General features: G+C 65.3%; 14 protein-coding genes. 9 read left to right on the top strand and 5 right to left on the bottom strand.

Annotated features, from left to right (window positions below; genetic code table 11):
- Positions 1–289: 289 nt before the first annotated feature.
- From Q0U08_RS00410 to Q0U08_RS00420, 3 genes are all read left to right on the top strand, one after another.
- Positions 290–550, top strand: coding sequence for a hypothetical protein (locus Q0U08_RS00410; RefSeq protein WP_272781527.1), 261 nt, complete (start codon positions 290–292; stop codon positions 548–550).
- A gap of 3 nt (positions 551–553) precedes the next feature.
- Positions 554–991: a hypothetical protein gene (locus tag Q0U08_RS00415; protein ID WP_298089068.1), complete on the top strand. Its 438-nt coding sequence runs from the start codon at positions 554–556 to the stop codon at positions 989–991.
- Between the two features lie 320 nt (positions 992–1,311).
- A complete protein-coding gene (locus Q0U08_RS00420) occupies positions 1,312–1,632 on the top strand; it encodes a single-stranded DNA-binding protein (protein ID WP_298089069.1) in 321 nt (106 codons plus the stop codon).
- Between the two features lie 61 nt (positions 1,633–1,693).
- On the opposite strand, the gene Q0U08_RS00425 is transcribed toward Q0U08_RS00420, so the two are convergent.
- Both Q0U08_RS00425 and Q0U08_RS00430 read right to left on the bottom strand, forming a co-directional pair.
- Positions 1,694–1,867, bottom strand: coding sequence for a hypothetical protein (locus tag Q0U08_RS00425; RefSeq protein WP_272781524.1), 174 nt, complete (start codon positions 1,865–1,867; stop codon positions 1,694–1,696).
- A gap of 114 nt (positions 1,868–1,981) precedes the next feature.
- On the bottom strand, positions 1,982–3,109 hold the full coding sequence (locus Q0U08_RS00430; RefSeq protein WP_298089070.1) for a hypothetical protein: 1,128 nt from the start codon (positions 3,107–3,109) through the stop codon (positions 1,982–1,984).
- A gap of 457 nt (positions 3,110–3,566) precedes the next feature.
- Here Q0U08_RS00430 and Q0U08_RS00435 point away from each other — a divergent pair, with 457 nt between their 5' ends.
- Together Q0U08_RS00435 and Q0U08_RS00440 are read left to right on the top strand one after the other, a co-directional pair.
- Positions 3,567–4,544 carry a DUF2493 domain-containing protein gene (locus Q0U08_RS00435; RefSeq protein WP_298089071.1) on the top strand — a complete coding sequence of 326 codons (978 nt, stop codon included), beginning with the start codon at positions 3,567–3,569 and terminating at the stop codon, positions 4,542–4,544.
- A gap of 188 nt (positions 4,545–4,732) precedes the next feature.
- On the top strand, positions 4,733–5,311 hold the full coding sequence (locus Q0U08_RS00440) for a hypothetical protein (RefSeq protein ID WP_298089072.1): 579 nt from the start codon (positions 4,733–4,735) through the stop codon (positions 5,309–5,311).
- Between the two features lie 97 nt (positions 5,312–5,408).
- Here Q0U08_RS00440 and Q0U08_RS00445 read toward each other — a convergent pair whose 3' ends face one another.
- Together Q0U08_RS00445 and Q0U08_RS00450 are read right to left on the bottom strand one after the other, a co-directional pair.
- Positions 5,409–5,591 (bottom strand): hypothetical protein, encoded by a 183-nt coding sequence (locus Q0U08_RS00445; protein WP_298089073.1) that lies wholly within the window; start codon positions 5,589–5,591, stop codon positions 5,409–5,411.
- A gap of 333 nt (positions 5,592–5,924) precedes the next feature.
- Positions 5,925–6,794, bottom strand: a complete 870-nt coding sequence (locus Q0U08_RS00450) for a hypothetical protein (RefSeq protein ID WP_298089074.1) — start codon at positions 6,792–6,794, stop codon at positions 5,925–5,927.
- A gap of 343 nt (positions 6,795–7,137) precedes the next feature.
- Here Q0U08_RS00450 and Q0U08_RS00455 point away from each other — a divergent pair, with 343 nt between their 5' ends.
- The gene (locus tag Q0U08_RS00455) at positions 7,138–7,362 is read left to right on the top strand and encodes a hypothetical protein (RefSeq protein ID WP_126001385.1); all 225 of its coding nucleotides are present in this window, start codon (positions 7,138–7,140) and stop codon (positions 7,360–7,362) included.
- Between the two features lie 111 nt (positions 7,363–7,473).
- Here Q0U08_RS00455 and Q0U08_RS00460 read toward each other — a convergent pair whose 3' ends face one another.
- Complete coding sequence (locus tag Q0U08_RS00460; protein WP_272781519.1) at positions 7,474–7,692, bottom strand: hypothetical protein; 219 nt, start codon at positions 7,690–7,692, stop codon at positions 7,474–7,476.
- Between the two features lie 691 nt (positions 7,693–8,383).
- Here Q0U08_RS00460 and Q0U08_RS00465 point away from each other — a divergent pair.
- From Q0U08_RS00465 to mobF, 3 genes are read left to right on the top strand one after another with little or no spacing between them, the layout of a single operon-like run.
- Positions 8,384–8,674 carry a hypothetical protein gene (locus tag Q0U08_RS00465; RefSeq protein WP_126001387.1) on the top strand — a complete coding sequence of 97 codons (291 nt, stop codon included), beginning with the start codon at positions 8,384–8,386 and terminating at the stop codon, positions 8,672–8,674.
- A complete protein-coding gene (locus Q0U08_RS00470) occupies positions 8,664–10,967 on the top strand; it encodes a type IV secretion system DNA-binding domain-containing protein (RefSeq protein WP_298089075.1) in 2,304 nt (767 codons plus the stop codon). Before Q0U08_RS00465 ends, Q0U08_RS00470 begins: the two co-directional genes overlap by 11 nt.
- Positions 10,968–10,970: 3 nt before the next feature.
- The gene (gene mobF / locus Q0U08_RS00475; RefSeq protein WP_298089076.1) at positions 10,971–14,042 is read left to right on the top strand and encodes a MobF family relaxase; all 3,072 of its coding nucleotides are present in this window, start codon (positions 10,971–10,973) and stop codon (positions 14,040–14,042) included.
- Positions 14,043–14,080: the final 38 nt, after the last annotated feature.

The raw sequence follows: 14,080 nt of genomic DNA on the forward strand, positions 1-14,080 counted from the left end.
GGCGAGCCTGCGGCGCCGGCGGGCAGCGACGGGCTGGGCGAGTCTTCGGCCGATCGTGCGTTCGGCGGCGAGTCCGCACCCGCTGGCGAGCCCGCATCTGGTGGCCGTCGCCGCCGTCAGCCCGAGATGGCCGACTGACCGCTCCCCGCCGCGCGTCCACCGGGCGCGCGGTGTCTTACTGGGCTCGCTTCGCTTTCCCGGGCGAAGCGGGCCCTGTTCTTGTTCCCGCTGACCGAGCGATCTTGAAATCTGTCCGGAAACTCCGTACATTCCGGATAGGAGAATCGCTGTGCCCCAGACCGCCAGTTCCGTCGAGGTTTCGAAGTCATTCGGCCGCTTTAGTCGCCAGGCCCTCGAAAGCCCGCTTACAATTACGCATCATGGTCACGAGAGCCTCGTGCTGCTGTCGCATGCCGAATATCAGCGGCTCAAGAGCCGGGATCGTCAGGTCTACACGCTTGATGACGTACCTGGCGATATCGTGGAGGGCGTGCGCGCCGCGCGGGCGCCGGCCGAGGCCGCCGCCTTCGATAACGAGGTCGGGTCCTGACGCGTGGCAATTCCTGAACCGGTTCCAGGTCTCGTTATCCGCTACGCCTATCTCTGGAGTCACGAAGCCAAGGCCGGCCACGAAGAGGGCAGCAAGGATCGTCCCTGCGCCATCCTGCTGACGGCAATTACCAAGGCGGGCGCCAAAATGGTTACCGTCCTGCCGGTGACGCACAGTCCTCCGGCTGACCCGAAACTCGCGGTGGAGATTCCGGCGGCGACGAAGGCACGCCTTGGGCTCGATGATGAGCGATCATGGGTGATCCTGACCGAGCTCAATCACTTCCAGTGGCCCGGCCCCGACCTGCGACCAACGCCCGGGGATCCGGAGGGCGACATCGCCTACGGTCTGCTGCCGGCGAGCCTGTACGAGACCATCCGCACGCGCTGGCTCGCCGCCTATGACGCCGGCAAGATCGCCCAGGTGAAACGCACGTCCTGAACTGCCGCGCCGCGAGGCGCAGCGCCTTCTCCAACGAGCGCCGCAGGCTCGGTCGGTCGCCCAACCGGCCAGCATCGCCGTTGCGGATAGCGTTCATCCCTCGGATTAGCGCCTTTCGTCGCCGGTTCCTGACACCTGCGGCAAGACGGACGCCCCCCACAACCCCATCCGCTCACCCGTGTTGCCGCTACGCGGCTGCCCGCACCAGCTCCCTCCAGGGGTTCCCCGGCACGCTGTGCGCGCCGGTGTGGAGCGCCTCCGCACGCCGCTTTTCGGTGTCACCGGCGGAAAGGCTGCTGGTCCCAGAGAGGAGTATCCCCATGAACAACGTCAACATCGCCGGCCGCGTCGCCAAAGACCCCGAGACACGCGGCACCGTCACCACCCTCATCGTCGCGACGGATCGCTTGAAGCTCAAGGACGGCAAGACCTATGTCGACGAGGTGACCGGCTATACCGCCAAGGATACCGAGTTCCACAGGGTGACCTGCTTTAACGGGCTCGCGCGATCGGGTGCATCACGCAAGAAGGGCGACGTCGTCGCGATCACCGGAAGCCTCCATTATTCGAGCTGGGACGACCGCGATGGTGTCACTCGCTACGGATGCGAGATCTGGGCCGACAAGATCGACTTCTTCTGAGACGCGGCGGGCGGCGCCTTGGCGCCGCCTCGTCACCACAGCGGACCCGAGCTAGAGACCTTCAGCCGTGACGCGGCGGAACGACGAGCAGATCCGCTACGCTCTGTGCAAATCCCTGCGCCAGCAGCGCCTCTTCTCGCGTCAATATGATCTCGTTCGCCATGCTCGCGTCGAGCAAATTCTTGAGCCGGGCCGCTAGTGCCAAGGCGGCTTCCTTGATCAATGCTTCATCCATCTCGCGCCCCGCGTCGTTGATGCCGGTGCTTTACGGGCAGGCGCGGGACTCATGTCGCACTGCTACCCGTCGTCGTCAGGCCATAGCATGGTTCACGGCACGAGCAGACCCGCCCTATTCTCCTTCTGCGGGGAGCGGCGCTGCGAGCGGGGTCACCGCGGTCGCATAAACCCAGGCTCGTGCAAGCTGGCCGGAGAGCGGGTCTCGGAACAGGACCTTGTGCCAACGGCCCTTTCTCTCTTCCACCGCAATCTCGGTATCCTGCGGCGCCTTCCACACGACGGCTCCGCTGCGCGACGGCGCATCTCGCAATGTCGCAGCCCGCGCCAGATAGCCGCGCTGATGCTTCGCCAGGAGGGCCGCTTCGGACTGGGCTGCGGCTTCGTGGTACCTGTGATGCTCTGCCTGCGCCCGATCGATCTTCTCGTGCAACGAGCTGAAGGCGGCCTTCTCATCAGGGCTCATCGTCTGCTGCTGCGGTATCAGCGCATAGGCGCCCAAAATAGTCAGAATGAAGCTGATGAAACCGACCAGGCCCATGCGTTGCAACTCCGGCAACGTGTTGGGACCAAGACCCTGGAAGAAGCTCTGGACGAGATCGAACAACGAGCCCTGCAGCCGGGCTGTCTCTTCATCCGTTTCCGCAGTGACGATCGCCGCAGCCACCTGCTGCATCTCGATCACGGTGCGCGCCGCGAACGCGGTCGCGGTTTCCCGCTCCTCGTCGCTGGCGCGCAGGGTTAGCGTATCGATCACGAGCATTCGCTCGGCGATCGCGCTGAAGGTCGTGAACCGCGGTAGCGCCTCGGCGATCACACGCCTGTAGGTCTCGCCAACACTGGCGGAAGCGATCGCCGATGCAACCAGCGACTGGCTCGCTCCGAACGCACGCACCGTATCGAGCACCGACGAGGCCAGATGCCGCTGCTGGTCAAGCAACGACCTGTCCTGTCCGGCGAGCCGGCGCGCCGTTTCGGTCACCGACAGCGCCCAGGCATTGCTGGTCAGATGCTTGAGGCTCTCGCGTTGTTTGCGATCCCGCTCAAGCGTGTCGAGGATTCCGCGATAAGGCGCGTCGAAATCAAATCCGCGCAGCATCTCGCTGGCGGTCTTCGCGTGTTTCATCGCGTCGGCGACTGCGCTGCCGCCGAGCGCATTGCGGTACAGGGCAGCGCGTTCGCGTTCCTCGCGAAGGAATCGGTCGGTGGCGCTCTCGGGCAGGCCAAAAGGGTTGGTCCTCATGAAGGCAATCCTGTCAGATCGACACGCCCGGTGCGACCAACATTTCGAGAACCGACATTCACCATCACCAGGGCTCGACGCATCCCACCCTGCGGGCGGGACCGGCGCTCTACTCGCCTGCGGCTCCCGGAGCCCCGTCTCCGTCGGGTCTCCGCCCTCCGGGTGACGATCACCTTGCGGGTGCGTGGGGAGAGGTCAAGGAAAAAATCTCTCTCTCTGAATTCCTAGTTGTGACGTGCGGGGATCCGAGCCCGTCAAGGATGAGCGGTCCCCCCAATTTTCACGAACCCTCCGCTTCGCTCCGGGCACGAGAAAATCGGCTCCCCCGCTCCCCGCTTCGCGGCGTTAACCGGGGTCCGGCTGGCGCCGGCTTCCCGGTTAACGTCCCTGACCGGCACGACCACCGCACGTCGATTGAAAAGCCTCATCGAATGGATGAGTTTCCAAGGAGGCTATCATGCAGACCAGTTTCACCAACTTCGCCGACCTCGCCAGCCACATTGCCGCCGCACGCGAAAACGAGGACCTGACGCAGACCTACGAAGGCGCCTTCATCGAGCATAACGAAATGGCGAAGCTCAGCATTGTCGAGGCGCCGGAAGCGCTGGACATGCCCGATCCCGAGCAGGTCCGAGCCGCCGTCGAGATGATGATGCAGACGATGTTCGATGTGCTGCGCGACACGCGCATGGAGGCCTTCGCGACCGATCTCGCCTGGGGTTTCGCGAACAGCTTCCACGTGGTGGCGAAGCGGATCGAAGGCCGGGAGGATGACGCGGCCAAGAAGCTCGGCGACCTCGCCCGCGCCTACGACCCCTCCGAGATCTACGCGACCGAACTGGAGGACACGCAGCTCCTCTGCCAGACGCTGCAGGGGTGCCGGGAGGCGATGGAGTGCATGCGCGACCATGCCGCCGAAGTCTATCGCGTCGAGACCGGCAAGCCCTTCTCGCCGGTCCGGGGAAGCCGGGTGTCGAGCGCGCTCAACGCCTCGATGATCGATGCCCGCGACTATCTCGCCTCACGCGCCCGGGAACGCCGCGAACAGTTCGCGCCTGAGGGACCCGTGGTGGCCTTCTCCGGCGGTCAGGTTTGGGAAGACGGCGACCTGCTCTGGAAGGGCCTCGACAGCATCAAGGCGCGCATCCCCGAGATGATCCTCGCGACGACCGCACAGGCCAAGGGGTGCGATGCCGCGGCGCACGCATGGGCCGCCTCGCGCGGCGTGAAGGTGATCCAGTTCCGGCTCGATCGCAGCCAGGGCAACCGGGCGGCGTTCGTGCGCAACGACCGCATCCTCAACCTCAAGCCGGTCGAAGCGGTCATCTGCGAGGGCTCGGGCATTCAGCAGAACCTCGCCCAGAAGCTGCGGCAGGCAGGTGTCCCGCTGCACATCGTCCGCCTCGCCCAGCAGCGCAGCCAGCGCGCCGCGTGATGCGCTTGTCCGAGAGGCTCCGGCGACCGCTGGGGCCTCTCTTCCTTTCTTGCGTCGTCGGGCGGCGCTCAGGGGCGTCGAGCCCCTTCGCGCTGCGCGATTGAGCGCGCGCGCGCACGCTCTGAAGCCCCGCCGGGGGCGGCAGAGGGGAGGGGGAGGGGCGGTTGCAGATCAGCAGGGAGGTCAAGATGTCCGTCACGTTCCGCATCGCCACTGCCGCCGACGATCGCGACGGCCCGACCGCCGCCATTACCACCTGTCAACTCGCCGCGTTTCGCACGTTTCTTCGCGAACAGGGCGAACGCTATGGCATCGTCCTCGCTGACCCCGATCCGGACGAACGCGGCTTCCTCCCCAATCATCTCGAAGCGAGGGTCTGCCCGGTGGCGCTGGCCACGATCGCCAGGCTGTTCGACTATGACGAGGCGGTCATCACCGTGGTCGAGGAAGCCCAGTTCCGGCGCCGCCGCATCAGCGTCTATCCTGTCGACCAGGCCAGCACGCTAGCCATGGGCATCGCACTCACATCCGACCTCGGTCACGAACTCGATCTCGCATCGAACAACGCTTTCGCGCTGCTCGAAAGCCTCGGCCTCCGACCGGACAGCGTCGGCGAAATTCCGGTGCATGCAGTGCTCGCCCGCCTCTCACATCCGGCCGTTCGCCGCCGCGCCATGGCGGAAGGCACCAGTACCTATCTCGATCGACTTGATCGGCTTCTGGCCACCGCCGATCCCGATGATGCGCCGCGGTTGGAATGGGCATAGCCTCCGTCCAATCTACGCCACAGCGCAGGGCGCGTCGCTCCGGCGGCGCGCCCATTTTTTTGCTTGCCGGACCCGAGATCCCGGTCGCAGCCGGCCCTCAATTGTGCGGCGGTGCTCGGTCGCTCTCGCTCACCGGCTGGCGAAGCAAAGCGTCGATCGCCCGCTGCGTATGGCTGGCAGCCGCGACCTCTCCCGCGGTCCCGAGATAGACCAGCGTCTGACGTAGCAGCGCCAGCGCCAGCGCGCGCGCGACGACCTGCTCTGATGGGTTCGCATCCATGTCCCGATCCCGAGCGCGAAGGTGATCCCAGCGGCAGTCGGCGGAGCGCCCAGCCAACAACTCCCGCGCGCTAGGCGCGGGAGCCGGGGCTGGTAACACGTCGAGACATGCGCCTACGCTTTTAGTGCCGAGGCACCTGGACATATGCGCAGGCACCCCGGCGTGATCACTCACCCCGAGTTGCCGTTCTCGACGGGATTACCAGTCCCGGCGCCGCCCGTTTCGCAGCGCCCGAGCGGACTAACATGTGGCTGGACATCGAACCATAAATTTGTGGATCGAAGGCTCAGGCGACGGCCTGCCGAGGCCACCGGCCACGGCGACCTCGGAGAACTAGTTCTCGCTCTTTGACGTAGTCTGGTTAAGCTTTTCCCGCAGTGCGAATGCGCGCAGCATCTCGTCGAAACCCATCATTATCGCCCGCCGCTGGGTACCTGGCCCACCTGCCGGGTCGTCTCCCTCCCAGATCACGGGAACCGCGCCCTCTGGGATCTCGAACCGCTGAAAAACAGCGGCGGCATAGTGGGCCATTTGTTTAAGCGCTGGAGTGTAGAATCCGAGCACTAGGGCCATTAGCCCGTCATGAGCTTTCCGGTAGTCAACAGCCAGTGCGGTTAGGTCGAGCGGGCCGGAGCCGAGGGTCAGCAGTTCGGTGCGGACCTTCTTGTTGACCCTGCTGCTGGCCGCAAGGGTCGCAGGGTAAAGCTGAAGGCCAATGCGGGCCGCCATTACCCCATCCGCCATGCGATCCGCATTGATCGGCACGAAGGAAATCGGCAGTTCGTGGTGCTGCGCGAAATTGCGCAGCTGACACAGGCAGCGATACGCGAAGCTCGTGTCGAACCAGTGGTTTGTCGCTGCCTCAAACGCCGCAGGCTCGACGCCCTGCTTGCCGAACTGGCCCAGCAGCCTGGTCTTCGACCGATCACGAAATGCGCTGGCTGCGCCCAGAAAATTGCCGATCCGGCGCTGCGCCTCGGCATTGGCATCCACACCTGCGGGGATCGTGATCATCGCGGTCGCCAATTGTCGCGACAAAGCCTCACCGATCTCGACCTCCGTGCGTTCGAAAGCCGCGTAATCTTCCGACAATGCAAGATAGTCGACCATGTACGGTCGCAGCAGTTCCACGACGCGCGTGTACTGCCGGAATTCGGACCAGATTGTCGCGTCGATCGGCCGGGCATCGATCTTGAGGTCCATCGCCCCGCCGGGCTTCGGGACATACCATCCAAACCGGCGGCGCCCGGGCAGATGGCCAACGTCCTTCATCCATCCACCCCCGCGGTCGCCCCCAATAAGAGGGTAAAATCTCTCACAGACTTCCAAGGATGTCGTTGAGGGAGCCGCCGCGTCAAGGACGGCGGGGCCCCACCATTTTCTTCGGCGGATCGAGGCCGGTTCCCAGCCTTCGGCGACAGTGGCCGCCGAAGAAAATCGTGACCCCCACCGCCGCTGCGCGGCGCCGGCGTTGCCGGCGTCCCTGACCCGGCGGCTCCCTCAACGACGGCCATTCCCCTGTCATTCAAGACGACAGGAGGCTTCCATGCAGACCATCTCGACCGCCGCCCACGCCGACGCCGCAAACTACCTCGCCGCCCTCGCATTCGCAGAGCGCCGAGCACTTCACAGCTTCTTCGACCAGCACGTCATTGAGGAGGGGGACGGACGCTACGTCGCCATCGACGAGGGCGACTATGATGCGCTGCCGATGACGCTCATCGACCGGGTCGTCCACACGGTTCCGGGACGCATGTCCGACGAATTCTGAGGGTCGGGGAGGGGCTGCGGCCTCTCCCTTTTTTTGCCTGGAGATGAGCAGTCATGGGGGGCATCGAACCCCCCATGACCGCGCCGCGGCGATGCCGCGGCAGGTGCGGATTCAGGCCGCCAATCGCTTCTCGACTTCCTCGATACCAAGTCGCTTGATGCGATCGGCGAGGTCCGCCAGTCGCTTGGCCTCGAGCTTGAGCAGGCCCGACTTCTCGACCGTCGCGATCGCCTGCTCGCGTTCGCGTTCCTCCAGCCTTCGTCGCCGCTCATCCAGCCGGCGCTCATCTTCCTCGAGCGCCAAACGCTCCTGTTCCAAGGTCTTTGCCATAGTTGCCTCTTGTGAAGGCTAATCGGGCTATGAACCGGTCCGCTATATCGAGGACGGTCGCGGCTCGAAAGGCGTTTCAGGAAGCTTGGGCGGGTCGGGCTGCCGCCCGAACACGGCTCTATTCGCTAAGGTCCCCTGCCGACCCTGCAGGCCGGCAAGCGACCTAACCTCACGGAGCCAAGGCCGACGCCTTGTCTCCGCCCGTGCGGGTCACGATCCTCGCCTGCTCAATGGCGCCTTCGGCCGCCATTGTACCTGCGACGCCCGGAAACGGGGCCGTAGTCTTCGCCGACCCGCATGATTGGCAGGTCTTCCCGAGGTGCCATGCTGCCCCACCAGCACTTCCGCCTGGCGGCGGACCCATGCCCCGCCGGAACCGGTAGCGGGCACTTCCCGACCTCACTGGATCGAGACCGGGACCAAGGATCGGCCCCATAGGATATGCACACCCTACGCACCTGAAGGTGCAGGGTTTTCGTTGCTGCACAACGGCTTAGCGCGGAAGAGAAGGGGAGTACGCCGTAGTACGTTAACGGTGGAGCGTGAAAGGCGCAGATTTCCGCCATTCTCTGGTACTACGCCAGACTACGGCGCAGGCGTATAATAAGACCAGCTTGTCGCTTCCCTGCCGCCGAGGTATAAGCGTCGCCATTCTTCAGTCCCCACCAGCCTCCCTGCTAGGAGGTTGGTCTTGGCTACCAATTACCGGCACTACAATATTCGCCTGGAGCGCTCCCAATGGGATCGCCTCAGCGCGATCGCGGCCGATCAGAAGCTGACCGTCGCCGACATCATCCGGTCGGCGCTCGACGTCTTCCTTTCCTCCTCCGATTTGCTGACCGCCAGCCAGCGGCGCCTGGCCCGCATCAGCGAGTTTCAGCAGCTCGCACTCGATGTCATCATCCGCGAGCAATACCCCGAATTGCGCGACCGTCTGGTGGCCGAAACCGACAAGCGCCTGGTGCAATATCATGGCGCGTGAGGACATCCGCTCGAACGGGCAGAACATCCCGCTCACCCACCACTCCGCGCGTGGTCGCGTGCAGCGCAACTCCGGCAATTTCACCCGCGGCTCCCAGCTCCTGACCCACGAAATGCTCATGTGGTTTTCGGGTGCGCGGCTGCCCGTCATCGCATGGTTCTTTGCCTTCCTCCTCGCCTGGTTCGCGATCCTGTCATTCCGCCTCGACGAGCATGGTTTCCAGCTCGTCTGCATGAAGCTCTACGCGACGCTCTGGAACTGGATCGAGCTCAACCCGAACAAGCGCGTCAACGTCACGCTGCCCAACGGCGAGATCATGCGCACGATCATGCCGGCAGTGCCGTTCATTCCCGAGGTTCAGCAGGCTTGGGCGACGACGATGCGGGCCCTGGTCGGATCTCTGCTGGTCTCGCTTTTCGTGGTGGTGCCGTTAGCGATCTGGTTCATCGATCTCTCGCGCCGGCGTGGCAAGACGATCCTTCAGGAGCGACACGAACGTGGCGCCATGCTCGTCGAAAACGCCGTGCTTCAGTCCGAAATCGCCCGGCACAACCTCGCCAGCTTCGAAGACGATGCGCGCAAATTCTTTCCCGCGCTCTCGCCGAAGGCCGTGCTGAGGCTGACGTTCCAGGAGCGGAAGGCGGGCGGCATCCACCACCCCTATTCGCTCGCCGGCGTGCCTTACCCGCACCGCATGGAGCAATCCCACACGATGCTGATCGGGACGACGGGATCGGGCAAAACCACGGAGCTTCGCAGCCTCGTCGCCCAAATGCGCGAGCGCCGGGACAATGCCGTCATCTTCGACCTGACCGGGGCCTATGTCGAAGCCTTTTTCGACCCTGCCCGCGACACGATCCTGAACCCGATGGACCAGCGCTGCCCGGCCTGGTCGATCTTCAACGACTGCCTTACGCACAGCGAATTCACCGCCGCCGCGGCCGCGTTGATTCCCTCCGACGGCGGGTCCTCCGAACCCTTCTGGGCGCTGGCCGCCCGCACACTGTTCATCGAGATGTGCATCCGGCTTCAGGAACGGGGTCAGACCACCAATCTGGCGCTGTCCGAGAACCTGATGACCGCGGATCTCAAGCGGGTCCACCGCTTCCTCGCCAACACGATCGCGGATCCACTGACCGCCCCGGAAGCCGCCCGCATGGCGGAGTCGATCCGCGCCGTGTTCAATACCAATGCGCAGGTCCTGCGCTTCCTCCCCGACGAGGGCGAGCAGTTCTCGATCCGCGACTGGATCACGGGCGAAAAGCAGCCCGGCGCGATCCTCTTCATCACCTCCAATTACGTCGATCTGCCGATGAACCGGGCGCTGCTGACGCTCTGGATGGACCTGTGCATCAATCGCCTGATGACCATGCCGCGCACCCGCTCGCTGCGCATGTGGTTCATGTTCGACGAGCTCGGCGCGCTCCACAAACTACCCGCCATCGAGAACGGCCTGCAGACCGCCCGCGCGTTCGGCGGCGCTATGATCCTGGGCATTCACAGCTTCGAGAAGCTGGTCGAGGTCTATGGCGAGCAGGGCGCCCGCAATCTCGCGTCGCTGGCGCGCTCGAAGCTCATTCTCGCGACCGCTGACCTCGACACCGCCGAGCAGTGCGCGCGCTACATCGGCAACCGCGAAGTCCGCCAGATGGATGAGGCCTATAGCTACGGCTACAACAACAATCGCGACGCCTCGACGCTGACACCCAGGAAACAGGTCGAGCCGCTCGTCATCGCCGACGACATCACCAACCTCCCTTCGATGCATGGCTTCGTGAAGTTCCCGGACGGCTTCCCGGCCGCGCGCATCCTGCTCGAGTGGAAGGACTATCCCCAGGTCGCCCCGGGGTTCGTCGCCAGACCCTCGATGCAGCCTGTCCGCTCTCGCCGCGGCGAGGAGGCATTCGCGGACGAGGGGGGTGAGGCGGGCGGTCGCGACGGCGCCGTCCAGATCGTCGACGAGGTGGTCGATACAACAAATCTCGCCAAGGAGATGGCGGCGAGGATCCTGCAGATGCCTGCCGCGGAGCATGTCATAGAAGCCGACCGGGCGGCGCAGCGTGCCGACGACAAGAACGAACAATCGACTCCCGCCAGCCACGCTGCCCACAAGGCCCAGGCGGCACGCGAGAAGTCCGAGGGACATCAGCCTGCGAACCGCTCGTCGGACGAGCGCCGCGACGGCCGCGCCGCGCCGCCACAGAATAGCCAGGTCGAGAACCAGACGCTCGTTGAATTGCGCCACGGTATCGCTGTCGGCCGCGACGACAGCGATCTCGACATGGGCATTTGATCGATGCACTCGATCGCCTCGGTCCGCTCCGCATCGGGTGCCGCGAGCTATTTCGCGAAGGACGACTTCCAGGACGATTACTACACCGCTGACGGAGCCTCGGAGGTCAATAGCTGGGGCGGGAAAGGGGCCGAGACGCTCGGCCTGGAAGGCGAGGTCTCGCGGGAATCATTCGAGGCGGTCCTGAGCGGGATACTGCCGAGCGGCGAGGGCGTGGCGCAGGTCGAGAATCGCCGTCACGGGCTTGATCTCACCTTCTCGGCGCCGAAGTCCGTTTCGGTCATGGCCTATGTCGCCGGCGACAAGCGCGTGCTCGCCGCCAACATGGCGGCCGTCCAGAAAACCATGGCGTGGGTCGAGAGGAATCTCGCCGAGGGGCGCAAGGATGTCGAAGGGCGCAAGGTGCCGGTCCAGACCGGCAATCTTGTCTATGCGCTCTTCCAGCACGACACCAGCCGCGCGCTCGATCCGCAGGCCCACGTCCATGCCGTGGTCGCCAACCTGACGCAGATGCCGGACGGCAAATGGCAGGCACTTCATGCCGACAAGATCTGGAGCCACAACGCGACGATCGGCGCCATCTACCACGCCTATCTGCGGGCCGGGCTTGAGAAGCTGGGTTATCAGGTCGAGTTGAAGGGCAAGCACGGCACCTTCGAGATATCGGGCGTGCCGAAAGCGGTGATCGATGCCTTCAGCCAGCGGCGCGAGGCGATCCTTGAAAAGGCTGCCGCGCTCGGGATCGTCTCAGCCAAGGGTCGCGACGGCGTCACTACCACGACCCGCGATCCCAAGCTTAACGTCGAGGACCGCGACGGGCTCGTTAAAGGCTGGATCGACAAGGCGTCGGGGCTCGGCTTCGACGGCAATAGCCTAATCGCCGCAGCCACAGCCCGCGCCGGTCAGCGTCTCGGGGCGGGGCCGATCGAGCGCGGATATCGCGCGGTAAGCGATGCGATCGCGAGCGCTCGCACGTCGCTCGGCGGGTTCCTGCGCCCACGCGATCCTCTCGTCGACAGCGGGCTCGCTCGCGCTACCCAGTCACCGGCGATTGCGCGCTCGCAGCTCGCGGTCGCGTCGGCAGTCCGGATCCTGGCGGAGCGCGAGGCGGCGTTCAACGTCCATCTGCTCGCAAGGACCGCGTTGGACCTCGGCTTGCAAGGCGTCACGATCGACACGGTCGAGCACCGGATCGGCCAGCTCCTCGAGACCCGCCAGCTCCTCCCCGGGGTCGCGAGAGCCGGCGACAGGGGCGTCCAGATGGTAACCACGCAGGAAGCGCTGCGCACCGAAGAAGCGATCCTGAAAAGCGTTGAGGCAGGGGCCGGCACGGCAGATCCGGTCGTAGCGGCGAGTGCGGCGCCCGAGCGCCTGCAGAGTGTCGCCGATCGGCCGCTCAACGCCGGCCAGCTTGCTGCCGCGACCCTGATCCTGTCGTCGCCCGACCGCACCGTCACCATTCAGGGTGTCGCCGGTGCCGGCAAGTCGACGATGCTGCAGGCCGTGGCCCGGATCGCAGAAGCCGAGGGCCGCACAGTGCTCGGCCTCGCCTTTCAGAACAAGATGGTCGCGGACTTGGCCGAGGGTGCCGGCATCAAGAGCCAGACGATCGCGTCCTTCGTCCTCGCGAACGAACGGTTTGTCACCGAGCGCGATACGAACCGATTCGAGGAAGCGCAGGCCCGGCTGGCAGGCGCCTTGCTGGTGGTCGACGAGACCTCGATGGTCTCGAGCAGCGACCTGCTGATGCTGCACCGGATCACCGGGGCGCTCGGCGTCGACAAGCTGGTGCTGGTCGGCGATCGCCAGCAGCTCTCCTCGATCGACGCCGGCAAATCGTTTGCGATGATCCAGGCGGCCGGAGGGACGATGGCGCGGATGGACGAGAACATCCGTCAGCGCACCGACACGCTGCGGACGGTCGCCGCGCTCGCCAATGTCGGCCGGGCGGGCGAGGCGATGAAGGTGCTGGGCGACAATGTCCATGAGAGCGCGAGTCCACCCGAGACGGCGGCGGGCATGTGGCTCGCACTATCGGCCGAGGACCGCGATGCCACAGCCGTGTTCGCGTCGGGCCGCGCATCGCGCGCGATCATCAATCAACGTATCCAGGACGGCCTTGCGGCCGAAGGAACGGTGCGAGGGCAGGGTATCCATCTCACGGTCTTCGAGCGCGTCAACCTCACGCGCGAGGAGCTGCGCTACGCCTCGACCTATCAGGTCGGCCAGACGCTCGACGTCGGCCGCGGGGGCGCGCAGGACATCGGTCTCAAGCAGGGGCGCTACGATGTCACGCGCGTGCTGCCGAGCGGCAAGATCGAGCTCAGCGATGGGCGGCGGCATATCCGCTTCGATCCCCAAAGCCTGTCGCCCACCGAAAAGCGGGATCGGCTCGAACTTACCCAGAAAAAGGACCTCCACGTCCACGAGGGCGACCGCATCCGCTGGACCGCCAACGACAAGCCCCGCGACCTCCATAACGCCGCGCTCGCGCGTGTGGTGTCGGTGGACAGCGCGGGGGTGACGGTCGAAACCGCGGGCAAGCAGACGCTCACGCTCGATCTCGGCGATCCGATGCTGTCGCGGCTCGATCTCGCCTACGCGCTCAACATGCACATGGCGCAAGGCATCACGACCGACAAAGCTATCACGGTGATGGACAGCCACGAGCGCAACCTGTCCAACCAGCGGCTCTTCAATGTCGGTGTCACCCGCGTGCGCGACGAGCTCGTCATGGTGGTGGATGACAAGGGGAAGCTGGAGCGCCAGCTCGACCTCAATCCGGGCAACAAGACCTCGGCGCTCGAGACGCTCGGGCGCATCGACATCGACGGAAGGAAGGGGCCCGCCGCGCCGGTGAAGTTCGATCCCGGCCCGATCGACGGCATCAATCTGGCCGGCGAGCCCGACCTCCTCGCCGACTTGCCGCCCCTCCCGGACGGACCCCTCACGCCGGCCGCTGCGCCCGCAGCCGCATCGAAGAGCGGCGAACTCAAGGCCCCTGCAGACCTTAAAGCCGACAAGGGCGACCTGCTGCCGCCGCTGCCGGAGCGCAGCCTCGGGCTCGATTTGTGAAGCGAACAGCCGGCGCGGTGTCGGCAGATGAAGGAGAC

Origin of the sequence: uncultured Sphingomonas sp., from assembly GCF_946477935.1 — a bacterium.
Classification (GTDB): domain Bacteria; phylum Pseudomonadota; class Alphaproteobacteria; order Sphingomonadales; family Sphingomonadaceae; genus Sphingomonas.